The organism is Pseudomonas morbosilactucae (genome assembly GCF_023241715.1).
Taxonomy (GTDB): Bacteria; Pseudomonadota; Gammaproteobacteria; order Pseudomonadales; family Pseudomonadaceae; genus Aquipseudomonas; species Aquipseudomonas morbosilactucae.
The window spans coordinates 26,977-49,538 of sequence record NZ_JALQCW010000012.1; the positions used below are offsets into that span (position 1 = coordinate 26,977).

The 22,562-nt window shown below is 61.7% G+C and carries 23 protein-coding genes and 2 pseudogenes; 11 read left to right on the forward strand and 14 right to left on the reverse strand.

The window, feature by feature from the left end; translation table 11 throughout:
* Positions 1-48 precede the first annotated feature (48 nt).
* From rpoZ to M1B34_RS06510, 3 genes are all read right to left on the reverse strand, one after another.
* Positions 49-312: a DNA-directed RNA polymerase subunit omega gene (gene rpoZ, locus M1B34_RS06500; protein ID WP_025130817.1), complete on the reverse strand. Its 264-nt coding sequence runs from the start codon at positions 310-312 to the stop codon at positions 49-51.
* 168 nt (positions 313-480) lie between these two features.
* A complete protein-coding gene (gmk, locus tag M1B34_RS06505) occupies positions 481-1,101 on the reverse strand; it encodes a guanylate kinase (protein WP_123327838.1) in 621 nt (206 codons plus the stop codon).
* 10 nt (positions 1,102-1,111) lie between these two features.
* Positions 1,112-1,975, reverse strand: a complete 864-nt coding sequence (locus M1B34_RS06510) for a YicC/YloC family endoribonuclease (RefSeq protein ID WP_123327837.1) — start codon at positions 1,973-1,975, stop codon at positions 1,112-1,114.
* Positions 1,976-2,245: 270 nt separating this feature from the next.
* Here M1B34_RS06510 and rph point away from each other — a divergent pair, with 270 nt between their 5' ends.
* Together rph and M1B34_RS06520 are read left to right on the forward strand one after the other, a co-directional pair.
* A complete protein-coding gene (rph, locus tag M1B34_RS06515; protein WP_123327836.1) occupies positions 2,246-2,968 on the forward strand; it encodes a ribonuclease PH in 723 nt (240 codons plus the stop codon).
* 29 nt (positions 2,969-2,997) lie between these two features.
* A complete protein-coding gene (locus tag M1B34_RS06520; protein ID WP_268264702.1) occupies positions 2,998-3,366 on the forward strand; it encodes a DUF4870 domain-containing protein in 369 nt (122 codons plus the stop codon).
* A 61-nt stretch (positions 3,367-3,427) separates the two neighbouring features.
* Here the strand turns inward: M1B34_RS06520 and M1B34_RS06525 are convergent, their stop codons facing one another.
* Positions 3,428-4,207, reverse strand: coding sequence for an exodeoxyribonuclease III (locus M1B34_RS06525; RefSeq protein WP_123327834.1), 780 nt, complete (start codon positions 4,205-4,207; stop codon positions 3,428-3,430).
* 81 nt (positions 4,208-4,288) lie between these two features.
* On the opposite strand from M1B34_RS06525, the gene pyrE reads away from it, so the two are divergent.
* Positions 4,289-4,933: an orotate phosphoribosyltransferase gene (gene pyrE, locus M1B34_RS06530; RefSeq protein WP_123327833.1), complete on the forward strand. Its 645-nt coding sequence runs from the start codon at positions 4,289-4,291 to the stop codon at positions 4,931-4,933.
* Positions 4,934-5,090: 157 nt separating this feature from the next.
* Here pyrE and argB read toward each other — a convergent pair whose 3' ends face one another.
* The 4 genes and pseudogenes from argB to coaBC all read right to left on the reverse strand — a co-directional run bounded on the left by argB (position 5,091) and on the right by coaBC (position 9,348).
* Positions 5,091-5,996 carry an acetylglutamate kinase gene (gene argB, locus M1B34_RS06535; RefSeq protein WP_123327832.1) on the reverse strand — a complete coding sequence of 302 codons (906 nt, stop codon included), beginning with the start codon at positions 5,994-5,996 and terminating at the stop codon, positions 5,091-5,093.
* A gap of 24 nt (positions 5,997-6,020) precedes the next feature.
* A pseudogene (locus M1B34_RS06540) lies at positions 6,021-7,421 on the reverse strand (phosphomannomutase/phosphoglucomutase); the annotation flags it as partial.
* Positions 7,422-7,678: 257 nt separating this feature from the next.
* Positions 7,679-8,134: a dUTP diphosphatase gene (gene dut, locus M1B34_RS06545; protein ID WP_123327830.1), complete on the reverse strand. Its 456-nt coding sequence runs from the start codon at positions 8,132-8,134 to the stop codon at positions 7,679-7,681.
* A gap of 5 nt (positions 8,135-8,139) precedes the next feature.
* On the reverse strand, positions 8,140-9,348 hold the full coding sequence (gene coaBC, locus M1B34_RS06550; protein ID WP_123327829.1) for a bifunctional phosphopantothenoylcysteine decarboxylase/phosphopantothenate--cysteine ligase CoaBC: 1,209 nt from the start codon (positions 9,346-9,348) through the stop codon (positions 8,140-8,142).
* Positions 9,349-9,480: 132 nt separating this feature from the next.
* Here coaBC and radC point away from each other — a divergent pair, with 132 nt between their 5' ends.
* Positions 9,481-10,155: a RadC family protein gene (radC, locus tag M1B34_RS06555; protein ID WP_123327828.1), complete on the forward strand. Its 675-nt coding sequence runs from the start codon at positions 9,481-9,483 to the stop codon at positions 10,153-10,155.
* 99 nt (positions 10,156-10,254) lie between these two features.
* Here the strand turns inward: radC and M1B34_RS06560 are convergent, their stop codons facing one another.
* Positions 10,255-11,841: an ABC transporter substrate-binding protein gene (locus M1B34_RS06560; RefSeq protein ID WP_268264703.1), complete on the reverse strand. Its 1,587-nt coding sequence runs from the start codon at positions 11,839-11,841 to the stop codon at positions 10,255-10,257.
* Between the two features lie 524 nt (positions 11,842-12,365).
* On the opposite strand from M1B34_RS06560, the gene rpmB reads away from it, so the two are divergent.
* Together rpmB and rpmG are read left to right on the forward strand one after the other, a co-directional pair.
* The gene (rpmB, locus tag M1B34_RS06565) at positions 12,366-12,599 is read left to right on the forward strand and encodes a 50S ribosomal protein L28 (protein WP_007894701.1); all 234 of its coding nucleotides are present in this window, start codon (positions 12,366-12,368) and stop codon (positions 12,597-12,599) included.
* A gap of 11 nt (positions 12,600-12,610) precedes the next feature.
* Positions 12,611-12,766, forward strand: a complete 156-nt coding sequence (gene rpmG, locus M1B34_RS06570; protein WP_003177274.1) for a 50S ribosomal protein L33 — start codon at positions 12,611-12,613, stop codon at positions 12,764-12,766.
* 58 nt (positions 12,767-12,824) lie between these two features.
* Here the strand turns inward: rpmG and M1B34_RS06575 are convergent, their stop codons facing one another.
* The gene (locus tag M1B34_RS06575) at positions 12,825-13,187 is read right to left on the reverse strand and encodes a cupin domain-containing protein (protein ID WP_123327826.1); all 363 of its coding nucleotides are present in this window, start codon (positions 13,185-13,187) and stop codon (positions 12,825-12,827) included.
* A 236-nt stretch (positions 13,188-13,423) separates the two neighbouring features.
* Between M1B34_RS06575 and M1B34_RS06580 the strand changes: the two genes are divergently transcribed.
* The 3 genes from M1B34_RS06580 to M1B34_RS06590 all read left to right on the forward strand — a co-directional run bounded on the left by M1B34_RS06580 (position 13,424) and on the right by M1B34_RS06590 (position 16,652).
* The gene (locus M1B34_RS06580; RefSeq protein ID WP_123327825.1) at positions 13,424-14,917 is read left to right on the forward strand and encodes an aldehyde dehydrogenase; all 1,494 of its coding nucleotides are present in this window, start codon (positions 13,424-13,426) and stop codon (positions 14,915-14,917) included.
* A gap of 133 nt (positions 14,918-15,050) precedes the next feature.
* On the forward strand, positions 15,051-16,199 hold the full coding sequence (locus M1B34_RS06585; RefSeq protein ID WP_268264704.1) for an MFS transporter: 1,149 nt from the start codon (positions 15,051-15,053) through the stop codon (positions 16,197-16,199).
* A 72-nt stretch (positions 16,200-16,271) separates the two neighbouring features.
* Positions 16,272-16,652, forward strand: a complete 381-nt coding sequence (locus M1B34_RS06590; RefSeq protein WP_268264705.1) for a hypothetical protein — start codon at positions 16,272-16,274, stop codon at positions 16,650-16,652.
* 12 nt (positions 16,653-16,664) lie between these two features.
* Here the strand turns inward: M1B34_RS06590 and M1B34_RS06595 are convergent.
* Positions 16,665-18,229 (reverse strand): annotated as a pseudogene (locus M1B34_RS06595) (phospholipase D-like domain-containing protein).
* A gap of 69 nt (positions 18,230-18,298) precedes the next feature.
* Positions 18,299-19,732: an aminotransferase-like domain-containing protein gene (locus M1B34_RS06600; RefSeq protein ID WP_123327821.1), complete on the reverse strand. Its 1,434-nt coding sequence runs from the start codon at positions 19,730-19,732 to the stop codon at positions 18,299-18,301.
* Between the two features lie 184 nt (positions 19,733-19,916).
* Here M1B34_RS06600 and M1B34_RS06605 point away from each other — a divergent pair, with 184 nt between their 5' ends.
* Positions 19,917-20,162 (forward strand): DUF1127 domain-containing protein, encoded by a 246-nt coding sequence (locus M1B34_RS06605; RefSeq protein WP_123327820.1) that lies wholly within the window; start codon positions 19,917-19,919, stop codon positions 20,160-20,162.
* 12 nt (positions 20,163-20,174) lie between these two features.
* Here M1B34_RS06605 and M1B34_RS06610 read toward each other — a convergent pair whose 3' ends face one another.
* Positions 20,175-21,488: an NAD(P)/FAD-dependent oxidoreductase gene (locus tag M1B34_RS06610; protein WP_268264706.1), complete on the reverse strand. Its 1,314-nt coding sequence runs from the start codon at positions 21,486-21,488 to the stop codon at positions 20,175-20,177.
* A gap of 151 nt (positions 21,489-21,639) precedes the next feature.
* Here M1B34_RS06610 and M1B34_RS06615 point away from each other — a divergent pair, with 151 nt between their 5' ends.
* Positions 21,640-21,993 carry a YkgJ family cysteine cluster protein gene (locus M1B34_RS06615; RefSeq protein ID WP_123327818.1) on the forward strand — a complete coding sequence of 118 codons (354 nt, stop codon included), beginning with the start codon at positions 21,640-21,642 and terminating at the stop codon, positions 21,991-21,993.
* 25 nt (positions 21,994-22,018) lie between these two features.
* Here the strand turns inward: M1B34_RS06615 and M1B34_RS06620 are convergent, their stop codons facing one another.
* Entirely contained in the window at positions 22,019-22,507 is a 489-nt protein-coding gene (locus tag M1B34_RS06620) for an Lrp/AsnC ligand binding domain-containing protein (RefSeq protein WP_011064210.1), read from the reverse strand.
* Positions 22,508-22,562 lie beyond the last annotated feature (55 nt).

Sequence of the window (22,562 nt, forward strand, 5' to 3'; positions counted from 1 at the left end):
TGCCGCAAGCGGTGATCCCGCGCCGTGCTACGTCGACCAGGCATGGGCTTATACAGTCTCGTTGGACTCGTCCTCGAACGCTGCAAAGAGCGGCTCGTCTTCAACGATTTCGGCTTCGGCGATAGCGGCGTAGTCGATCAGGCCTTCAGCAATTTCACGCAAGGCGACAACGGTAGGCTTGTCGTTTTCCCATGCAACTTTCGGCTCTTTGCCGCCAGTGGCCAGTTGACGGGCACGCTTGGTAGAGAGCATGACCAGCTCAAAGCGGTTATCCACGTGTTCTAGGCAGTCTTCAACGGTTACGCGGGCCATGGTCTTCCTCGTAGCAAATGCAATATGCGCGCTGCCCGGATGGGCGAGCGGACTCAACAGTTTAAAAAATCACCAGCGATTAGGGAAGCGCTGATTTTTTAACCAGGCCCTTCGACACGCTACAAGCACCAATGTAAAGCGCTTGCAGCCGTTTTGGGAAGCGCTGTTTTAGTCCAGCAATTCAGCTAGCAATTTGCCAAAACGCTGTTGTTGGCGCTTTTGCTGGAGCTGATTGGCACGGAAAATCGCTTTCAGGTCGTCCAGCGCATGGGCGAAATCGTCGTTGATGATCAGGTAGTCATAGTCGACGTAGTGGCTCATTTCGCTGACCGCTTCACGCATCCGGCCGTCAATGATCTCGTCACTGTCCTGGCCGCGGTTGGTCAGGCGCTGGTGCAAAGCCTGCAGGGACGGCGGCAGGATGAAAATCGAGCGGGCTTGGGGCATCAGCTTGCGTACCTGCTCGGCGCCCTGCCAGTCGATTTCCAGAATCAGGTCGTGGCCTTCGTCCAGTGTCTGCTGCAGATGGCTTTGCGAGGTGCCGTAGAGGTTGCCGAAGACTTCGGCGCGCTCGAGGAAATCCCCGTGTTCGATCATCTTCACGAACTCGCTGCGTTCGACGAAGTGATAGTTCACGCCGTTCACCTCACCGGGGCGCATGGCGCGGGTGGTGTGGGAGACCGAGACGCGGATCTCCTGGTTGGCGTCGGTCAGGGCCTTGACCAGGCTGCTCTTGCCCGCGCCCGAGGGGGCGGAAATGATGTACAGGGTGCCTGTGCTGTGGTTCATGTCGGTTGCCTTACTCAATGTTCTGCACTTGTTCGCGCATCTGCTCGATCAACACCTTGAGGTTGACCGCCGCCTGGGTGCTGCGTGGATCGAAGGCCTTGGAGCCCAGTGTGTTGGCTTCGCGGTTCAGTTCCTGCATCAGGAAGTCCAGGCGCCGACCGGCAGCGCCGCCGGACTTGAGCACGCGGCGTACTTCGATGATATGGGTGCTCAGGCGGTCCAGTTCTTCGGCGACGTCGCTCTTTTGCGCGAGCATGACCATTTCCTGTTCCAGGCGCTGCGGGTCCATCTCGGCTTTCATGTCGGCAAAGCGGTCGAGGACTTTCTGGCGCTGGGTGGCGAGCATCTGCGGGACCAGTTCACGCAGGGTCACGACATCTTCTTCAATAGACGTCAGGCGCTCATTGATCAGCCGGGCCAGCTCCGCGCCTTCGCGCTCGCGGCCGGCCTTGAGTTCTTTCAGGCCCTGGTTGAACAGCGCCAATGCGTCGGCATTCAGTGCTTGCGGGTCTGTGGCATCGCCCACCAGCACGCCGGGCCAGGCCAGGACTTCCAGTGGGTTCAACGCCGCCGGGTTCTTGATCAGGCCGGCAATCGTTTCGGCGGCCGCGACCAGTTGCGCGGCGCGCTCGCGGTCCACTTGCAGCGGTTTGCCGGTGCTTTCTTCGGTAAAGCGCAGGGTGCATTCCAGCTTGCCCCGGGACAAACCCTGGCGCAGGGCTTCACGTACCGCGCCTTCGAGGTCGCGAAAGGATTCCGGCAGGCGCAGGTGCGGCTCCAGGTAGCGGCTGTTGACCGAGCGCAGTTCCCAGCTCAGGGTGCCCTGAGTGCCGGCCCGTTCGACCCGGGCGAAGGCGGTCATGCTGTGCACCATGAGGTACCTCCGATTCAGGCCCGGTGCCCGCCGAGAAGGGGGTGGGCGGACCTGATTGTTATGAATTAAAGCCCACAGGCTATGAAGGCGCAGGATTGTAGCGCAGTGCGATGGGCGCCCCCAAACTGCCGGTGTGACAAAGCGCTGCAGGTCGTCGCCGTGCACCGATTCCGGGCCCGCTCGGCGTTCCGGCTTTTTTAGATGTGCCCAGGTGTGGCTGCGGGCTTTATAATGCTCGGCAGTTTTCCGTCCCTGTACAGGTGTTCCCCTATGAAACGTCCAAGTGGTCGCGTTGCCGATCAGCTCCGCTCGATCCGCATCACCCGCAACTACACCAAACACGCCGAGGGATCTGTACTGGTCGAGTTCGGTGATACCAAAGTGATCTGCACGGTCAGCGTTGAAAATGGCGTGCCGCGCTTCCTCAAAGGCCAGGGCCAGGGTTGGTTGACGGCCGAATACGGCATGCTGCCGCGCGCCACCGGTGAGCGTAACCAGCGTGAAGCCAGCCGTGGCAAGCAGGGTGGCCGGACCCTGGAAATCCAGCGCTTGATCGGTCGTTCCCTGCGCGCTGCGTTGGACATGTCCAAGCTGGGCGACGTGACCTTGTACGTCGATTGCGATGTTATCCAGGCGGATGGCGGCACTCGCACGGCCTCGATCACCGGTGCCATGGTGGCCCTGGTCGATGCGCTGAAAGTCATCAAGAAGCGTGGCGGCCTGAAAGGCGGCGATCCGCTCAAGCAGATGATCGCGGCGGTGTCCGTGGGCATGTATCAGGGCGAGCCGGTGCTCGACCTGGATTACCTGGAAGACTCGGCCGCCGAGACTGACCTCAACGTGGTCATGACCAGCACCGGTGGTTTCATCGAAGTGCAGGGTACCGCCGAAGGCGCGCCATTCCAGCCGGCCGAGCTGAACGCCATGCTGGCCCTGGCCCAGAAAGGCATGACCGAGATTTTCCAACTGCAGCAGGCAGCCCTGGCTGACTGATTGCCCCGGCGTCCAGCAAGGAGAGCGCTATGAGTGATGATCAACTGCCGCTACCGACCCCCTCTCACGAGGTGCGTCAGTGGGCGATGTTTTGTCACCTGTCCGCCTTGCTGGGGATCTGGGTGCCGTTCGGTACCCTGATCGGCCCGCTGGTGCTCTGGCAGATGAAGCGCGAGAAGGATCCCTTCATCGATGCGCAGGGCAAGGAGGCGCTGAACTTCCAGCTCACCGTCGCCATTGCCTCGGCGGTCTGCTTCCTGCTGATGTTTGTGATCGTCGGCTTCTTCATGTTTGGCTTGCTGGCGATCGGTGCGCTGGTGCTGACGATCATTGCCGGCGTCAAGGCAGGTGAGGGGGTGGCTTATCGGTACCCATTCACTTGGCGCTTGATCAAGTAAATCCGGCGCGCACAAAAAAGCCGACAGTGATGTCGGCTTTTTTATGACTGCGAAAAGACCTTTAGATGGTCAGTGTCCAGTCGTAGTCCACGATCAGCGGCGCGTGCTGCGAGAAACGCGGCTGGCGCGGCAGGCGTGCGCTGCGCACAAAGCGACGCAGCCCTGGCGTCAGCAACTGATAGTCGAAACGCCAACCCAGGTTGAGCATCTCGGCCTGTTCGTTGTCCGGCCACCAGCTGTATTGATCGCCTTCACGGCTGACTTCACGCAGTGCGTCCACATAACCCATGGTGCCGACAATCTCGTCCATCCAGGCGCGCTCTGGCGCCAGGAAGCCTGGGGATTGCTGGCTGTCGCGCCAGTTCTTGATATCCAGCTTCTGTTGCGCAACGTAGAGCGAGCCACAGTAAATGTACTCGCGACGTTTGCGCCGCTGTTTATCCAGATAACGGGCGAAATCGTCCATTAGCTTGAACTTCTGGTTCAAGTCTTCATCGCCGTTCTGCCCTGATGGAAGCAGCAAGGTCGCGATGCTGACCTTGTCGAAATCGGCTTGCAGGTAGCGCCCGTAGCGATCGGCTGTCTCGAAGCCGAGGCCGTTGATGACCGCCTTCGGTTGCAACCGCGAATACAAAGCCACACCGCCTTGGGTAGGGACTTCAGCATCGCAGGCATAAAGGAAGTAGCCATCCAGTTGGAAGGCTGGGTCGTCCAGTTCAAAGGCGGAGGCGCGGGTGTCCTGCAGGCAGATGACGTCGGCATTCTGTGCCTGCAGCCAACTGAGCAAACCTCGCTCGACTGCAGCCTGAATACCATTGACGTTCACACTGATGATCCGCATAAATGGCCCCAAAAATCACGTGCGTGTATGATACCCGAGGTCTACCTAATTAGCTAAATCCGTGGTATCTGGGGCTTTTTCATGCAGGCGTATCAGCGCGACTTCATCCGTTTTGCCATCGATCGCGGGGTTTTGCGCTTCGGTGAGTTCACCCTGAAGTCCGGGCGTACCAGCCCATACTTCTTCAATGCCGGCTTGTTCAACAGCGGTTCGGCCCTGGCTCAGCTGGGGCGTTTCTATGCCGCGGCCATCGTCGAAAGCGGCATTGCCTTCGACGTGCTGTTTGGCCCGGCTTATAAGGGCATTCCGTTGGCGGCAGCCACAGCAGTGGCGCTGGCCGAGCATCATCAGCGTGATCTGCCTTGGTGCTTCAACCGCAAGGAAGCCAAGGCGCACGGCGAAGGCGGCAGCCTGGTGGGCGCGCCGTTGACCGGTGACGTACTGATCATCGACGACGTGATCACCGCGGGTACCGCGATCCGTGAAGTGATGCAGATCATCGAGTCCCAGGACGGCGCCAAGGCTGCCGGTGTGCTGATTGCCCTGAACCGTCAGGAACGCGGCAACGGTGAGTTGTCGGCGATCCAGGAAGTCGAGCGCGACTTCGGCATCCCGGTGGTCAGCATCGTCTCCCTGAATCAGGTCCTGCAGTTCCTGGAAGACGATCCTCAGCTCAAGCAGCATCTGCCGGCGGTGCGTGCGTACCGCGAGCAATTCGGCGTCTGACTGCAGGAGCCGGCTTGCCGGCGATAGGCTGTGCAAGGCGACATAGTTGCTGCAGATGCCGCCGTCATCGCAGGCAAGCCAGCTCCTGCATGTGCATCGCGTGCATAAAAAAGGCCCCGTTCAACTCAATTGAACGGGGCCTTTTTGTTTTCAGTGCTTAAGGGCGCTTGCGGTTGCTGATCAGGGTGCCGACGCCGGTATCGGTGAAGATTTCCAGCAGGATCGCGTTAGGCACGCGACCGTCGATGATCAGCGAGCTGCCGACGCCGCCTTGCACGGCTTCCAGCGCGCAGCGGATCTTCGGCAGCATGCCGCCGTAGATGGTGCCGTCGGCGATCAGGTCGTCGACTTGCTGGGTGCTCAGGCCGGTCAGGACCTTGCCCGATTTGTCCATCAGGCCGGCAATGTTGGTCAGCAGCATCAGCTTTTCGGCTTTCAGTGCTTCGGCCACTTTGCCTGCGACCAGGTCGGCGTTGATGTTGTAGGACTCACCGTTGGCACCCACACCGATCGGTGCGATCACCGGGATGAAGTCACCTTTGACCAGCAGGTTGAGCAGGTCGGTGTTGATCCCGACCACTTCGCCCACGTGACCGATGTCGATGATTTCCGGGGTGGTCATCTCGGGTGTCTTGCGGGTCACGGTGAGTTTTTTCGCCCGGATCAGTTCGGCATCTTTACCGGTCAGGCCGATGGCGCTGCCGCCATGACGGTTGATCAGGTTGACGATGTCCTTGTTGACCTGGCCACCGAGGACCATCTCTACCACGTCCATGGTTTGCGCATCGGTCACGCGCATGCCGTCGACAAAGTGGCTCTCGATGGAGAGACGCTTGAGCAGGTCACCGATTTGCGGACCGCCGCCGTGCACCACCACCGGGTTGATCCCGACGGCCTTCATCAGCACGATGTCACGGGCGAAACCGGTCTTCAGCTCCTCGCTCTCCATAGCGTTGCCGCCGTATTTGATCACCAGGGTCTTGCCGACATAGCGGCGAATGTAAGGCAACGCTTCGGATAGGACCTTGGCGGTATTGGCGGCAGCATCGCGTTCGATGGTCATTCAGGGCTCCGGTGCTTCAAACAATCAAAACGGTAGTTGGAGATCAGGTGCAACTCGTTTCAGCTGGGCGTGGAACACATCCTTGATGCGCTGCAACTCGGCCTCGTTATCGGCCTCAAAGCGCAGCACCAGCACCGGTGTGGTGTTGGAAGCGCGCACCAGGCCCCAGCCTTGGGCGTAGTCGACTCGCACGCCATCAATGGTGGTCAGGTTGGCGCCTTCACCCCATTGCGCGTCGTGCAGGGCGTCAATGATGCTGAATTTGCTCTCTTCGGTCACATGGATATTGATTTCCGGCGTAGAAATATCATTCGGGAAGGTCGCGAACAGCTCTTCCGCGGTGGATTTTTCCTGGCTGAGGATCTCCAGCAGCCGTGCGGCGCTGTAGATACCGTCATCGAAACCGAACCAGCGTTCCTTGAAGAACACATGCCCGCTCATTTCCCCGGCCAGTAACGCACCGGTTTGTTTCATTTTCTTTTTGATCAACGAGTGACCGGTCTTCCACATTAGCGGGCGACCGCCGTATTCCTTGATCAGGGGGATCAGGCGCCGGGTGCATTTGACGTCGAAGATGATTTCCGCGTCCGGGTTGCGCGCCACCACGTCTTTGGCGAACAGCATCAGCAGGCGGTCCGGGAACACGATGCTGCCGGTGTTGGTCACCACGCCGACGCGGTCGCCGTCACCGTCGAAAGCCAGGCCCAGGTCGGCCCCGGTTTCCTTGACCTTGGCGATCAGGTCTTCGAGGTTTTCCGGCTTGCCCGGGTCCGGGTGGTGGTTGGGGAAGTTGCCGTCCACCTCGCAGAACAGCGGGATGACCTCGCAGTTCAGGGCTTCGATCAACTGCGGGGCTATGACCCCGGCGGCGCCGTTGCCGCAATCCACGACCACTTTCAGGCGCTTGGCCAGTTTCACGTCGCGGGTGATCTCGTCGGAGTAGCGCTCGAGGATCCGGACTTTGGTGATGCTGCCCGGGCCGCTGCTCAGGTTGTTGCTCTTGAGGCGTTCGTGCAGGGCCTGGATCTGTTCGTTGGCCAGGGTGTCGCCGGCGATGACGATCTTGAAACCGTTGTAGTTCGACGGGTTGTGGCTACCGGTGAGCATGACCCCGGATTTGCCGGCCAGCACGTTGGCGGCGTAGTACAACGCCGGTGTGGGCACCAGGCCGACATCGCTGACGTGGCAGCCGCTGTCGTACAGCCCCTGGATCAGTTGTTCCACCAGTTCCGGGCCAGAGAGGCGACCGTCGCGGCCTACCGACACATTGGGTTCGCCCTGGGCCAGGCTCTGGGAGCCGATGGCGCGGCCGATCCAGTAAGCGGTTTCAGCGGTCAGGGTTTCCGGAACCACGCCGCGAATATCGTAGGCGCGGAAGATGCTGTCAGGAAAAGAAGGTGCGACTTTGGCTGCGTTGCTCATCACTGAGGGTGCTCCATCTGAAAAGGTGCGGTACGGCCGGAAAATGACGGGCCGGCAGGCTCAAACTGAAGGGTATGACGGCGTTTTCAGCTTAGAGTTCGTACTGCGAAAGTGCCATCTGATGCGGAGCGTCCCGTAAAAAACTGCGCAACTTATTGATTTTTATAAATTAAAAAACCAGAGAAAGATCGGCTAAAGCGCAGCCTGAAGGGGTTGGCGGGGGGATCCGGCCGGGCGTGGCCCAGCCGGATGCTCCTTGATCAGTGGCTGCCGGAGTGACCGAAACCGCCGCTGCCGCGTTGGCTCTGATCAAAGGCTTCAACCACTTCGAAATGCGCCTGGACCACAGGCACCAGCACCAGTTGGGCGATGCGCTCGCCGACGGCGATGTTGAAGGCGGTTTGGCCGCGGTTCCAGCAGGACACCATCAACTCGCCCTGGTAGTCGGAGTCGATCAGGCCGACCAGGTTGCCCAGCACAATCCCATGCTTATGGCCCAGGCCGGAGCGCGGCAGGATCAGGGCGGCCAGGCCCGGGTCGCCGATGTAGACCGACAACCCGGTCGGGATCAGCAGCGTTTGCCCAGGCTCCAGGACGGTGTCTTCCTTGAGCATCGCCCGCAGGTCGAGGCCGGCGGAGCCGGGGGTGGCGTACTGCGGCATGGGGAAATCGGTGCCGATGCGTGGGTCGAGGATCTTGGCTTGTAAAGCGTGCATGCGAGTTAAACCTGGTTCAGCCGTTCGGCGATAAAAGAGATCAGTTGGCGGGCAATCTTGCCCTTGCTGGTCTGGGCGAAGAGAGTTGCGTGCAACTCACGGTCAATCACGCTGCAGGCGTTTTCCTCGCTGTTGAAGCCAATGCTCGGGTTGGCTACGTCGTTGGCGACGATCAGGTCGAGGTTCTTGTCTTGAAGTTTGCGCGCAGCGTAGTCGAGCAGGTGTTCGGTCTCGGCGGCAAAGCCGACACTGAACGGGCGATCGGGACGGGTGGCAATGGTGGCCAGGATGTCTGGATTGCGCACCATCTGTAGGAGCAGGCCGTCACCTTTCGTAGGGTCTTTCTTTAATTTTTGTGGGGCGACGACTTCGGGGCGGTAGTCCGCAACCGCTGCCGAGGCGATAAACAGGTCGCAAGGGATGGCTGCTTCACAGGCTGCGAGCATGTCGCGAGCGCTGACCACGTCGATTCTAGTGACTCTGTCGGGGGTTGGCAGGTGCACCGGGCCGGTGATCAGGGTCACCCGGGCGCCGGCTTCCACCGCAGCCTCGGCCAGGGCGAAGCCCATTTTCCCTGAGCTATGGTTGGTGATGTAGCGCACCGGGTCGATGTTTTCCTGGGTCGGCCCGGCGGTGATCAAAACGTGCTTGCCGGTCAGGGCCTGATGCTTGAAGCAGTCGGCGGCGCACTGGGCCAGGTCGTTGGCTTCGAGCATGCGGCCCATGCCGACGTCGCCGCAGGCCTGGCTGCCAGAGGCTGGCCCGAAGACCTGGAGGCCACGGCTTTGCAGGAGTTGGGTATTGGCTTGGGTGGCCGGGTCGCGCCACATGGCCTGGTTCATCGCCGGGGCGATAGCGACGGTGGCGTCGGTGGCCAGGACCAGGGTGGTCAGCAAATCATCGGCGATGCCTTGGGCCAGGCGGGCGATCAGGTCGGCCGTGGCGGGAGCGATCAGCACCAGGTCGGCCCATTTGGCCAGTTCGATATGGCCCATGGCGGCTTCGGCCGCAGGGTCGAGCAGGTCCAGGTGGACCGGGTGCCCGGACAGGGCCTGCATGGTCAGTGGGGTGATGAATTCACTGCCGCCCCGGGTCATGACCACGCGTACTTCCGCGCCCTGGTCGAGGAGTCGGCGGACCAACTCGGCGCTCTTGTAGGCGGCGATGCCGCCGCCGACGCCGAGAACGATGCGTTTCCGATACAGCCGCTGCATAGGCCTGCCTTTCAGTTCAGTGATTGCCGCGTGAGATGCCCCCTCCCCAGGTGAAATCCCACGCAAAAAAGATGGGCTAGATTAGCACAGCGCCCGCTATGGAACAGCGGTGCCGACAGACAGGGAGGTGCTATGAGCATCCGTGATTGGCCCGCGGCGGAGCGGCCGCGAGAGAAGCTTCTGGAGTTGGGTGTGGCGAGCCTTTCCGACGCCGAATTGCTGGCGATCTTTCTACGGACCGGGGTCGCCGGTAAGAGCGCTGTGGACCTGGCCCGGCACCTGCTGCACCGTTTTGACGGCCTGCGCGGCTTGCTGGAGGCCGACCAGCAAGTCTTCTGTCGGCAGTTGGGGCTGGGGCCGGCCAAGTTCGCCCAGTTGCAGGCAGTGCTGGAAATGGCCCGCCGCCATTTGGCGGAGACGTTACGTCGCGAGTCGGTATTGGAGAGCCCGCTGGCTGTGCGCGACTACCTCAAGGCAATGCTGCGCCATGAGCTGCACGAGGTGTTCGGCTGCCTGTTCCTGGACACCAAGCACCGGGTGCTGGCCTTCGAGGCGTTGTTCCAGGGCTCGATCGACAGCACCAGCGTCTACCCGCGCCAAGTGGTCAGGCGTGCCCTGGCCCATAACGCTGCGGCGGTGATCTTCTGCCACAACCACCCTTCGGGGGTGGCCGAGCCAAGCCAGGCCGACCGCATCCTCACCCATCACCTGAAGGAGGCGCTGGAATTGATCGATGTGCGCGTGCTCGACCATTTCATCGTCGGCGAGGGCGAGCCGTTATCGATGGCCGAGTATGGCTGGTTGTGAAAACCCTTTTGTAGGCGTCTGCTTGCCGGCGATGGGGCCTGTGGATCTTGCGTTGATCTTGGGGCGCCATCGCTGGCAAGCCAGCTCCTGCAGGAGAGGTCAGGGTTTGACGCTGACTTTAGAGAAGTCCTGGCGGCCGAATGGGCTGACCTGGTAGTCCTGGACTTCCTTGCGGGTCAGGACGGAGGCCGTAGGGTGGGCCAGGGGGAGCCACAGCGCCTGTTGCTGGATTTGAGCTTGGGCCTGTTGGTACAGCTTGCTGCGCACGCCTTGCTCGCTGGTGGTCTTGCCGGCGCTGATCAGCTTGTCCAGGCCTGGGTCGCAATAGCGGGCGAAGTTGGTTCCGGACTTCACGGCGGCGCAGGTGAATTGCGGTGTCAGGAAGTTATCCGGGTCGCCGTTATCACCGGCCCAGCCCATGAACAGCAGGTCATGTTCGCCAGCCTTGGCCCGGCGAATCAGCTCGCCCCATTCGATCACGCGGATTTCCGCCTGGATCCCGACCTTGGCCAGGTCGGCCTGCAACAGCTGCGCGCCCAGGCTTGGGTTGGGGTTCAACAGGCTGCCGGTAGGGCGGGTCCAGATGGTGGTCTGGAAGCCGTTCTTCAGGCCCGCCTTGGCCAGCAGTTGGCGGGCCTTTTCCGGGTCGTGGTTGTAGCCGGGCAGTTCCTTGGCGTAGCTCCAGGTGTTAGGCGGGAAAGGGCCATTGGCTGCTTCGGCCGTGCCTTCGAACACGGCCTTGAGGTAGCTGGCCTTGTCGAATGCCAAGTTGATCGCCTGGCGGACTTCAGGCTTGTCCAGCGGTGGGTGCTGGCTGTTGATGCCGACGAAGGCGGTCATGAAGGCCGCAGTCTTTTCCACCTCCAGTGTGGGGTCCTGGCTGGCGGCCTGCACATCCAGTGGTTTGGGCGACAGGGCGATCTGGCACTCGTTGCGCCGCAGTTTTTGCAGGCGCACGTTGGCGTCCGGGGTGATGGCGAAGATCAACGGGTCGACTTTCGGCTTGCCGGCGAAGTACTCGCTGTTGGCCTTGTAGCGAATCACCGCGTCCTTCTGGAAACGGTTGAAGATGAAAGGGCCGCTGCCGATCGGCTGGCTGTTGAGCTTTTCCGGGGTGCCGGCCTTGAGCAGTTGGTCGGCGTACTCGGCGGAATAGATGGAGGCGAAACCCATCGTCAGGGTGGCGAGGAACGTCGAGTCGGCATGATCCAGGGTGAAACGCACCGTCAGCGGGTCGAGGGCGTCGATTTTCTTGATCAGGGCCGGCAGTTGCAGGGACTGGGCGTGAGGGAAGCCGCTCTGGGCGATCTTGTGCCACGGGTGTGCCGGGTCGAGCATGCGCTCAAAGCTGAACTTGACGTCCTCGGCACTCAGCTCGCGGCTGGGGGTGAAGTAGTCGGTGCGGTGGAATTTGACCTTGGGGTGCAGCTTGAACACATAAGTCAGGCCATCGCTGGAGACTTCCCAGCTGTCAGCCAGGCTCGGCACCACTTTGCCGCTGTTGGCATCGAAATCCACCAGGCGGTTCATCAGCACGTCGGCGGAGGCATTGGTGGTGGTCAGCGAGTTGTACTGCACCACATCGAAACCTTCCGGGCTCGCTTCGGTACAGACGCTCAGCGCGGCAGCCTGGGCCAGGGGGCTTAAAAGGGGGGCGAGCAATAGGGGTAGGGCGGCAAGACGCATGGTCGGGTTCCTTGAACAGATCGAAAGCCCATCTGCGAGTGCAGTCTGGAAAAAGCCTTACCCTAGAGATCTCGCTGGAAAATGACTATCTCCTTTTACGTTCAGTGGCTGCTGCGGGGCGCAATTGAGAGCGGTCGAAGGCGTTTTTCAGTGTCTGGATAACCCGCAGAAAGCTGTTGGCGGCCTCTTGTGCGTGGGTGAGCGACGTGTGCAAGGAAGGTGTTTTGGCTAAATAAGGCCTTAGGTTTTTTATTCTGCGACGAGCGGTCGAAATCTGCTGTAGCCTTTGCCGCAGGCGTTCGTAGCAAGAAAATCAGCGTTTTTCGCATTCCAGATCACAGTGGCTGTTGTTGCTATTGGGTCTTTCTGGTATAAAGCAGCGCTCTTTTCTAGGGGCCCGGTTCCTTCACTGTAGGTGTAGCCGGTAAGACCTCTAAAGAAACGCGGCGCCTGGCGCCAAATGACTGAGAGATTAAGCGGCCAACCCATGCCGGGTTGGGCATGTGGTTTTAGAGGGCTGAGGCATGTCGAGAGTATGTCAAGTTACCGGTAAGGGTCCGGTGACTGGGAATAACATTTCCCACGCAAACAACAAAACCCGTCGTCGTTTCCTGCCGAACCTGCAGCATCACCGCTTCTGGGTTGAAGAAGAGAAACGTTTCGTGCGTCTGCGCGTATCTGCCAAAGGCATGCGTATCATCGACAAGCGTGGCATCACTGTCGTGCTGGCCGAAATTCGCAAAGCTGGCAAGATCTAAGGGAGCTAATCATGCGTGAATTGATTCGTTTGATTTCGAGCGCCGGTACTGGTCACTTCTACACTACCGACAAGAACAAGCGCACTACCCCGGACAAAATCGAGATCAAGAAATATGATCCGGTTGTTCGCAAGCACGTGATCTACAAAGAAGGCAAAATCAAGTAATTGATTTTTCTTCTGACAAAAAAACCCGCCTTCAAGCGGGTTTTTTTGTGCCTGTGATTCAGGCTTTCTGTTCGAACGCCACGTAGATCTTGCGGCACGGCTCCAGCACTTCCCAGGTGCCCTGGAAGCCAGCGGGAATCACGAAACGGTCGCCGGCGCGCAAAGTCTTGGCGTTGCCGTCTTTGTCGCGCAGCACTGAAACGCCCTGCACGATCTCGCAGTATTCATGCTCGGTGAAGTTCACCGTCCACTGGCCCACCGCACCTTCCCAGACGCCGGCGTTCATCTGCCCGCAGGGGCTGGCGTAGTGATTGAAGACCGCTTGCTCCGGGTCGCCCTTGAGGACTTTTTCCGCCGCGGGGCGGTAGCGTTCGCCCTCGGTATTGGCTTGGCCGAAGTCGATGACCTTATGGATGCTCATTCTTGTATTCCCCCGTGATTGCGACGCGAGTGGGTATGAAGTCCAAAGTCTATGTTTATTAAAATGAACATAGCAATGGCGTTTGCCCGGTCTGTGTCAAATATATTGAAACCACAGGGGCGGCTGGTTTAGGGTGGCGGGTGCCTTTGGTCTTAAGCAAGCTGGCCGGGCAGAATTCTTGAGGGTGCCGGCATCGTTCGCGCGGCACTCCTGATCAATAAGAGGAGGACACTCGTATGACCACCCTGACTCGTGCCGATTGGGAACAACGTGCCCGCGACCTGAAGATCGAAGGCCGCGCCTACATCAATGGCGAATACACCGCCGCCGTCTCCAATGAAACCTTCGAATGCATCAGCCCGGTCGATGGCCGTCTACTGGCAACCATCGCCAGTTGTGACGCTGCCGACGCCCAGCGTGCCGTGGACAACGCCCGCGCCACCTTCAACGCCGGCACCTGGTCGCGCCTGGCTCCGGCCAAGCGCAAATCCACCATGATCCGTTTTGCCGGCCTGCTGAAAAAGCACGCGGAAGAACTGGCCCTGCTTGAAACCCTGGACATGGGCAAGCCCATCAGCGACTCGCTGCACATCGACGTTCCCGGGGCTGCGCAAGCCCTGAGCTGGAGCGGCGAGGCCATCGACAAGATCTACGATGAAGTGGCGGCCACTCCCCACGATCAACTGGGCCTGGTCACCCGCGAGCCAGTGGGCGTCGTCGCGGCCATCGTGCCGTGGAACTTCCCGCTGATGATGGCTTGCTGGAAACTCGGCCCGGCCTTGTCCACCGGTAACTCGGTGATCCTCAAGCCTTCGGAGAAATCGCCACTGACGGCCATTCGCATCGCTGCCCTGGCAGTCGAAGCGGGCATCCCAGCAGGCGTGTTCAACGTCCTGCCGGGTTACGGCCACACGGTGGGCAAGGCCCTGGCCCTGCACATGGATGTGGACACCTTGGTGTTCACCGGTTCGACCAAGATCGCCAAGCAGTTGCTGGTGTACTCCGGTGAGTCGAACATGAAGCGCGTCTGGCTCGAAGCCGGTGGCAAAAGCCCGAACATCGTGTTTGCCGATGCCCCGGACCTGCAAGCCGCTGCCGAATCCGCCGCCGGCGCCATCGCCTTCAACCAGGGCGAAGTCTGCACCGCCGGTTCTCGTCTGCTGGTGGAGCGCTCCATCAAGGATCAGTTCCTGCCCCTGGTGATCGAGGCCCTCAAGGGCTGGAAACCGGGCAACCCCCTGGACCCGGCAACCAATGTCGGTGCCCTGGTGGACACCCAGCAGATGAACACCGTGCTGTCCTACATCGAGTCCGGCCACGCCGATGGCGCCAAGCTGGTGATCGGTGGCAAGCGCACCCTGGAGGAAACCGGCGGTACGTACGTCGAGCCGACGATTTTCGACGGCGTGACCAACGCCATGAAAATCGCCCAGGAAGAGATCTTTGGCCCGGTGCTGTCGGTACTGACCTTCGACACCGCTGAAGAAGCCATCCAGATCGCCAACGACACGCCTTACGGCCTGGCGGCGGCAGTGTGGACGTCGAACATCTCCAAGGCTCACCAGACAGCCCGCGCCCTGCGTGCCGGCAGCGTCTGGGTCAACCAGTATGACGGTGGCGACATGACGGCTCCGTTCGGCGGCTTCAAGCAGTCGGGCAACGGTCGGGACAAATCCCTGCACGCCTTCGACAAATACACCGAGTTGAAAGCGACCTGGATCAAACTGTAAGTCGCGAGGCTTCGGTGGGTCGGCGCCCTTAGCAGCGTCGGCTTTCGACCCTTATCGCAGCCGGACTCCCCTCAGGGAAGTCCGGCTGTGTCGTCTGTGTCTGATGAAAGCAATGATCCACAGGAGCGTGGAAATGCATTGGGCGACTTATTTCGCCGTTCTGTCGGCGGTCCTGAGCGTCGGCCTGGCCTTGGGCGTGAGCATGCCGTTGGTGTCGTTTCGCCTGGAAAGCTGGGGCTACGGCCCTTTTGCCATTGGCGTCATGGCCTCGATGCCGGCCTTTGGCGTGTTGCTCGGGGCGAAGATCTCCAGCCGTCTGGCGGCGCGTTTCGGTACGGCTGGGCTGATGCGTTTGTGCCTGTGGGGCGGAGCCCTGTCCATCGGCCTGCTGGCGCTGTTGCCCAGTTATCCGCTGTGGTTGCTGCTGCGCCTGATGATCGGCGTGGTGCTGACCATCGTCTTTATCCTCGGCGAAAGCTGGATCAACCAATTGGTGGTGGAGCATTGGCGTGGCCGCCTGGTGGCCCTGTACGGCAGTTGCTACGCCCTGAGCCAGTTGGCCGGGCCGCTGCTGCTGGGGGCGCTGGGCACCGGGCATGACTACGGGTTCTGGGTCGGCGTGGTGTTGCTGGTGGTCTCGCCCCTGCTGCTGATGGGCCGCAGCGGCGCGCCCACCACCGAAGCCTGCAGCGTGACCATGATCGACTTGTGGCGCTTCTGCCGCGGCTTGCCGGCCATCGGTTGGGCGGTTGCCTTGTTTGCTGCGTTCGAAGCCATGATCCTCACCCTGCTGCCGGTGTATTGCCTGCGCCAGGGCTTCACGGAAGACATCGCCCTGGCCATGGTCAGCACCGTGGTGGTGGGCGATGCCGTGCTGCAATTACCGATCGGCGCTCTGGCCGATCGCTGGTCGCGGCGTACCCTGTTCAGTGGCTGTGCGGTGGTGCTGCTGTTGTCCAGCCTGGCCATTCCGCTGCTGCTCCACAGCCCGTTGATCTGGCCGCTGTGGGTGCTGTTCGGCGCCAGTGCCGGCGGCTTGTTCACCCTGTCGCTGATCCTCATCGGCGAGCGCTACCGTGACGACGCTTTGGTGCGGGCCAACGCCCATGTGGCGCAGCTCTGGGGCATCGGCTGCCTGATCGGGCCGCTGGTGGCCGGGGCGGGCAGCCAGTGGGTCAGCGGCCACGCCTTGCTGTTCTTGATGGCGGCGGGTGCCTTGGGGTTGATAGTGTTGCTGTCGCGCCAAGGCGCGTTCGGTGTTGCCCAGCCGCAATCCTCGTAGGGGCCGGGCTATTTCGTGTGTATTCAGGGACGTCAGATGAAGCTCAAATCAACCAGGATGAAAGGTGCCCGCGTGGGTGCTGCGCTTATGTGCCTAGTGGCAACCCTCAGCCATGGCGCGCCCAAGGACCCCCCGGTCGAGCGGGTCAAGCAGTTGGCGCTGAAGGAGTGCCTGGACGGCAATTATGAGCGCATGAACTTCTACAAGGCCTTCGACCTGCACGATGCGTCCTACTTCGTCGATCGGGTGCAACTGGACCGCGATGGCACGGACCGGCGCACCCGGGCGCTGAGCCATTTCGTCAAGCGCCACACCGAAACCTTCCATGTCGGCGGGCCCCCGATGAAGAACGAGGCGGGTTACCCGATCAACTCGATCTTCGAGCGGTGCATGGGCTTCTACCACTCGGCCGCCCTGGATCAGTTCATCAGGGGCCAATTGCTCAAGCCCTGACGCAATTGTGTTTCAGAGCATGCGTTCCAGGCCGACCCGGGTGCTCAGCCAGGCGTTGATGCGGCGCCACCAACTGCCGGGCTCGCGGCTCAGGGTGTGCAGTTGCTGGTTGTCTTCGGTGACCCAGACCACTTGGCCATCCTGCAATTTGGCCTCGTAGCTCAAGGCCGGCGCCATGCCTTGCAGGGCCAGCGCGCGCAGGTGTTCGGCCAGTTCCGGGCTGTCCACCAGCACCCCGACTTCGGTGTTCCACAGCACCGAGCGTGGGTCGAAGTTGAAGGAGCCGACAAAGGACTTTTGCCGATCGAAAATCATCGCCTTGCTGTGCAGGCTGGAGTCGGAGCCGCCCACCGAGCCGCTGCGGAACAAGTGCGGGCCGCTGCCACCACCGCCGCTGTCGCCCGGCTGGCGACGCAGTTCGAAGAGCTTTACTCCGTGCTCCAGTAGGGCCTTGCGATAAGGTGCATAGCCGCCGTGGACCACCGGCACGTCCGTGGCCTCCAGGGAGTTGGTCAGCAGGCTGACAGAAACCCCGGCATCAGCACGCCCGGTCAGGTACACCAACCCCGGCTGGCCGGGTACGAAGTAGGCCGAGATCATGATCAGCTCCTGGCTGACCCCCTGCAGTTCAGGGCCTAGCTGGGTGGTCAGTAGCAGGTGCGGGTCGGGTTCGCCCTTGGACAGTACCTTGGCCGGAGCGTCCCACAGGGCCTGGTTCCAGGCCCAGATCAGCTCCTTGCGCCAGATGTCCATGCGCGGCTGGGTCTGGTAGGTCATCAGCCGTTGGTACAGGGCATGGTTCTGCCGGCGGTTGTCTTCCAGGGAGTCTTCCAGGCGTTGCCGGGTATTGCGCAGGTCCTTGGCTGACGGCGCTCGCGACATGAACTCACCGATGGGTTTGCTCAGGGCGCTGTTCCAGTATTGGTCGAAGCTTTGCCCCAGCTGCTCCGCCACGGGCCCGACGCTGAGCATGTCGATATCGGTGAAGTTGAGGTTGGGCTCGGCGTCGAAGTAGGCATCCCCCAGGTTGCGTCCGCCGACGATGGCCACGCTGTTGTCTGCCAGCCACAGTTTGTTGTGCATGCGCCGGTGTTGCTGCGAGAGGTTGAGCAGGCGCCCCAGGGTGCGGGTCACGCCGGTGCTGCGGCCCAGGTGCAGAGGGTTGAACAGGCGAATCTGCACCTGTGGGTGGGCGGCCAGGGTGGCGATGATCTGGTCCAGGCCGTCGCTGGTGGTGTCATCCAGCAGGATGCGGATGCGCACGCCGCGGTCGGCGGCCTTGAGCAGTTCATCCACCAGCATGCGGGTGCTGACGCCGTCGTGGACGATGTAGTACTGCAGGTCGAGGCTGCTCTGGGCGTTGCGGATCAGTTCGGCCCGGGCATGAAGGCTTCGGTGCTGTTGGACAGCAGGCGAAAGCCCGAGCGCCCCTGGTGCGGGGCGGCCTGGGTACGGATCGATTGGGCAAAGCGCGAGTCCGTTGCCGGCAGGGCCTGGCTGGGTTCCCGGGGCACGTCCCGGCTGGCGCAACCGCTCAGCAGCGCGCCCGCCAGCAGCGCCACGGTGCACGCCTGCATGAGTTTCAACTCAGGTCGTCTCGAAGCGTGGCAAGGGTTGGCATAGGGGCGCAGGTTCCCGGGAGAGGGTCAGTCGTTATTGGCCTGGGTTTCGGCCAGGAGCTTGATGGCGGCGGCGCCGACCTTGCGAACCGCTTCTTCGACCTCTGCGGTTGGCTTGGCAGCGTAGTTCATCCGCAGGCAATTGCGGTACTTGCCGGAGGCCGAAAAGATGCTGCCTACGGCGATCTGCACCCCCTGGTCCAGCAGGGCACGGTTGAGCTTCAGAGTGTCGAAGCCCTCCGGTAGTTCGACCCACAGCATGAAACTGCCCTGGGGCCGGCTGGCACGGGTTCCGGCCGGGAAGTAGCGGCTGACCCAGTCAAGCATCAGGTCGCGATTGCGCTGGTATTGAGTGCGCATCTTGCGCAAGTGCGGTTCGAAGTAGCCGTCCTTAAGGAATTCGGCAATGGCGATCTGTGGCTGCGTCGCCGTGGACCCGGTGCTGATGTATTTCATGTGCAGCACCCGTTCCAGATAGCGCCCCGGCGCCACCCAGCCAATGCGCAGGCCGGGGGCCAGGGTTTTCGAGAACGAGCTGCACAGCAGCACCCGGCCGTCTTCATCGAAGGACTTGATGGTGCGTGGGCGCGGGTAGGTGTAGGCCAGTTCGCCATACACATCGTCCTCGATGATCGCCACGTCGAAGCGCTGGGCCAGGGTCAGCAGGGCGCGTTTACGCGACTCCGGCATGATGTAGCCCAGGGGGTTGTTGCAGTTGGGGGTCAACTGTATGGCCTTGATCGGCCATTGCTCCAGGGCCAGTTCCAGGGCTTCCAGGCTGATGCCGGTCAGGGGGTCGGTGGGAATCTCCAAGGCTTTCATGCCCAGGCCCTTGAGGGTTTGCATGGCCCCGTGAAAGCTCGGCGAGTCCACCGCGACAATGTCGCCCGGGTTGCAGGTGGCGCGGATGCTGGTGGACAGCGCTTCGTGGCAGCCGGTGGTGATCACCAGGTCGTTGGCCCCTAATTGGCAGCCGGAATCCAGCAGCAGGCGGGCCAGTTGTTCCCGTAGTTCGAGCACGCCGTAGATGTTGTCGTAATACAGCCCGGGCATGTCCTGGCGCCGGCTGATCCGTGCCAGCCCGCGCAGCAGCGGTTGCATGGTCGGCGTGGTGACGTCCGGCATGCCCCGTCCCAGTTGCACCACATCCTTGCGCGGCACCGCGCGAATCAGTTCGAGGACTTGGTCCCATTGGGAAATTTCTACCGGACGCTGGGCCGGTCGACCCACCGCCGGCAGGGCCGGCAACTCGCGACTGGCGGGCACGAAATAGCCGGATTTCGGTTTGGGCGTGGCCAGGCCGTTATCTTCCAGCAGCCTGTATGCCTGCTGCACGGTGCTCAGGCTGACACCGTGCTCGACGCTCAAGGCACGTACCGAGGGCAGCCGATCGCCGGGGCGATAGAAGCCCTGCTCGATGCGGGTACCCAGGAGTTCGGCGAGGTTGACGTAAAGGGTCATGCTGAGCACTCGATGGAAGAGGGGCGGGGAGGACCGGTACAGATGGGAGGAAAATACAGGATTCAGCCGGGTTTGTGGAAAATCTGTATGGGAATAATACAACCGCTTTGAGTCTGTAATGGTTTTGCCCATCCGCCCATGATGTCTGCTCATTGCAACCCAAGTGAACAGGAGCAAGACAGAAATGAACGGCTTGAGCGATGTGCGTCTGTCGTTACACAGTCAGGATCTGGTCGAGGGGCAGGAGCGGGCGATGACCGCGCGCCTGTCCGGCTGTGCGCCCATCGGCCTGGGGCGCTGGGCTCTGTACTGGCATCGACTGCACAGCCGCAAAGCCCTGTTGGAACTGACCCCCGAGCAACTGCGGGACATCGGCCTGAGCCGGGAGCAGGCGCGTCGGGAAGGGCTCAAGCCGTTTTGGCGTCTCTAAAGGGGTGCCGGCTCAGGCCAGTTCCTTGAGTCGGTGCCAGAGCATCCCCAGCGCCAGCAGCGGCGAGCGCAGGTGCTTGCCCCCGGGGAAGGTGATGTGAGGCACCTGGGCGAACAGATCGAAACCACGACTTTGCCGGCCGCTGATAGCCTCGGCCAACAGCTTGCCGGCCAGGTGCGTGGCGTTCAGTCCGTGACCCGAATAGGCCTGGGCGTAATACACATTCGGCTGGTCCTTGAGCCGGCCGATCTGCGGCAGGCGGTTGGCGCCGATGCCGATCATCCCGCCCCACTGATAGTCGATCTTCATCCCGGCCAACTGCGGAAACACCTGGAGCATCTTCGGTTGCATGTAGGCGGCGATGTCCTTGGGGTCGCGCCCGGAATAATGGCAGGCGCCGCCGAACAGCAAGCGCCGGTCCGCCGAAAGCCGGTAGTAATCCAGGGCCACCCGTTGGTCGCAGACCGCCATGTTCTGCGGCAACAGCGCGTGGGCCTGGGCCTCGCTCAAGGGCTCGGTGGCGATGATGTAGCTGCCGGCGGGCAGCACCTTGCCGCCCAACTCCGGGTTGAGGTCATTGAGGTAGGCGTTGCAGCCCAGCACCAGGTGCTCGGCGCGAACCGTGCCCTGGGCGGTGTGGACCTTGATTTCAGGGCCGTAGTCGATGCGCGTGACCGCCGATTGCTCGAACAGGCCAACCCCCAGTTGTTGCGCGGCGCGGGCTTCACCCAGGGCCAGGTTCAGCGGGTGCAGATGGCCCGAGCCCATGTCCACCAGGCCGCCAACGTAGCGCTTGGAGCCCACCACCTGATGCATGTCCTGCGCTTGCAGCAGCCTGAGTTCATGCCGATAACCGAGGCTGCGCAACTCTTCAGCGTCCTCGGCGAAACCGTCCAGCTCCCTGGATTTGTTGGCCAGGTCGCAATAGCCCCAGGTCAGGTCGCAAGGGATCTGGAAGCGTTCGACCCGTTGCCGGACGATCTCCACGGCTTCCAGGCCCATCAGCTTCAGCTCACGCACCCCGTCGCTGCCCAGCAGCGAGGTGAACTGTTCCAGGCCGTGCCCGACACCACGAATCAACTGGCCGCCGTTGCGCCCGCTGGCGCCCCAGCCGATCTTGCGGGCCTCCAGCAGGATCACGCTGAGCCCGCGCTCGGCCAGCTCGATCGCCGTGTTCAAGCCCGAAAAACCGCCGCCGACCACGCACACATCCGCCCGTAGTTCGCCGCTGAGCACCGGGTAATCGGGCTGGGCCAGGCTGCTGGCGGCGTAGTACGAAGCAGTGTGCCCCTGGAGCGGCTGCGGTGGCTGAGTACGGGCGGTCATGGGCGCGGATCCTGAGTCGTGTTTGGAAAAATGCACGGAGCATAAGCCGGGGTTTTCCGCCTCGGCAACCGACGGTGGTCAGCTGTCGCTGTCTGCACCGGGGCTTTTAGGGCAAAATCCCGGGTCATTGAATATCCCGGTATACGCTGCCATGAGCTGCAACAGCCAGAAAGTCCGTCTGCTGCGACAGCAGATTCCCTCCTTCGAATGCGTCCCCGGTTGCCACGACTGCTGCGGGCCGGTGACCACCTCTCCCGAGGAAATGTCCCGCCTGCCGCGCAAGACCGCCGCCGAGCAGGACGCCGCCATGGACGAGCTGAACTGTGTGCACCTGGGGCCCAACGGCTGCACCGTGTATGACGAGCGGCCGCTGATCTGCCGGCTGTTCGGCACCACCCCCAGCCTGCCTTGCCCCAATGGCCGGCGCCCGGTGGAGATGATTCATCCGCGGGTGGAAAAACAGATTCACCAGTACATGGCGAGCACGCGGCAAGTGCTGGTCTGACATTGGCGGGGCACTGCGACCGGAATCAATCCGGAATCGGCAGGCTCAGGCTCTCCTTCACTTCTTCCATCACGATGTAGCTCTTGGATTCGCGCACATGGGGCAGCTTGAGCAGGATGTCCCCCAGCAGCTTGCGGTACGAGGCCATCTCGGAAATCCGCGCCTTGACCAGGTAATCGAAATCTCCGGACACCAAGTGGCACTCCAGCACATGGGGCAGCTTGAGCACGGCCCGACGAAATTCCTCGAAGGTGTCCCCGGACTTGTAGTCCAGGCTGATTTCGACGAACACCAGCAGGCTGCCCTTGAGGTGTTGTGGGTTGAGCCGGGCGTTGTAGCCCATGATGATGCCTTCGCGCTCCAGGCGCCGGACGCGCTCGGTGCATGGCGTGGTCGACAGCCCCACCCGCTCCCCCAGTTCGGTGAAGGAGATACGCCCGTCGGCTTGCAGTATTCGCAGGATATTGCGGTCTATCTTGTCCAGAGCACGACGGGTCTGATGGTTGGTTCGCATAGTGGATGCCCCTCCGTGAAAAGCGTTATTGCCGAGAATTCTCGCCAAATATAGG

Excerpts from the sequence above, each read along its gene's own strand:
- rpoZ (WP_025130817.1), bottom strand. The coding sequence starts at position 312 with ATGGCCCGCGTAACCGTTGAAGACTGCCTAGAACACGTGGATAACCGC.
- gmk (WP_123327838.1), bottom strand. The coding sequence starts at position 1,101 with ATGAACCACAGCACAGGCACCCTGTACATCATTTCCGCCCCCTCGGGC.
- M1B34_RS06510 (WP_123327837.1), bottom strand. The coding sequence starts at position 1,975 with ATGGTGCACAGCATGACCGCCTTCGCCCGGGTCGAACGGGCCGGCACT.
- rph (WP_123327836.1), top strand. The coding sequence starts at position 2,246 with ATGAAACGTCCAAGTGGTCGCGTTGCCGATCAGCTCCGCTCGATCCGC.
- M1B34_RS06520 (WP_268264702.1), top strand. The coding sequence starts at position 2,998 with ATGAGTGATGATCAACTGCCGCTACCGACCCCCTCTCACGAGGTGCGT.
- M1B34_RS06525 (WP_123327834.1), bottom strand. The coding sequence starts at position 4,207 with ATGCGGATCATCAGTGTGAACGTCAATGGTATTCAGGCTGCAGTCGAG.
- pyrE (WP_123327833.1), top strand. The coding sequence starts at position 4,289 with ATGCAGGCGTATCAGCGCGACTTCATCCGTTTTGCCATCGATCGCGGG.
- argB (WP_123327832.1), bottom strand. The coding sequence starts at position 5,996 with ATGACCATCGAACGCGATGCTGCCGCCAATACCGCCAAGGTCCTATCC.
- dut (WP_123327830.1), bottom strand. The coding sequence starts at position 8,134 with ATGCACGCTTTACAAGCCAAGATCCTCGACCCACGCATCGGCACCGAT.
- coaBC (WP_123327829.1), bottom strand. The coding sequence starts at position 9,348 with ATGCAGCGGCTGTATCGGAAACGCATCGTTCTCGGCGTCGGCGGCGGC.
- radC (WP_123327828.1), top strand. The coding sequence starts at position 9,481 with ATGAGCATCCGTGATTGGCCCGCGGCGGAGCGGCCGCGAGAGAAGCTT.
- M1B34_RS06560 (WP_268264703.1), bottom strand. The coding sequence starts at position 11,841 with ATGCGTCTTGCCGCCCTACCCCTATTGCTCGCCCCCCTTTTAAGCCCC.
- rpmB (WP_007894701.1), top strand. The coding sequence starts at position 12,366 with ATGTCGAGAGTATGTCAAGTTACCGGTAAGGGTCCGGTGACTGGGAAT.
- rpmG (WP_003177274.1), top strand. The coding sequence starts at position 12,611 with ATGCGTGAATTGATTCGTTTGATTTCGAGCGCCGGTACTGGTCACTTC.
- M1B34_RS06575 (WP_123327826.1), bottom strand. The coding sequence starts at position 13,187 with ATGAGCATCCATAAGGTCATCGACTTCGGCCAAGCCAATACCGAGGGC.
- M1B34_RS06580 (WP_123327825.1), top strand. The coding sequence starts at position 13,424 with ATGACCACCCTGACTCGTGCCGATTGGGAACAACGTGCCCGCGACCTG.
- M1B34_RS06585 (WP_268264704.1), top strand. The coding sequence starts at position 15,051 with ATGCATTGGGCGACTTATTTCGCCGTTCTGTCGGCGGTCCTGAGCGTC.
- M1B34_RS06600 (WP_123327821.1), bottom strand. The coding sequence starts at position 19,732 with ATGACCCTTTACGTCAACCTCGCCGAACTCCTGGGTACCCGCATCGAG.
- M1B34_RS06605 (WP_123327820.1), top strand. The coding sequence starts at position 19,917 with ATGAACGGCTTGAGCGATGTGCGTCTGTCGTTACACAGTCAGGATCTG.
- M1B34_RS06610 (WP_268264706.1), bottom strand. The coding sequence starts at position 21,488 with ATGACCGCCCGTACTCAGCCACCGCAGCCGCTCCAGGGGCACACTGCT.
- M1B34_RS06615 (WP_123327818.1), top strand. The coding sequence starts at position 21,640 with ATGAGCTGCAACAGCCAGAAAGTCCGTCTGCTGCGACAGCAGATTCCC.
- M1B34_RS06620 (WP_011064210.1), bottom strand. The coding sequence starts at position 22,507 with ATGCGAACCAACCATCAGACCCGTCGTGCTCTGGACAAGATAGACCGC.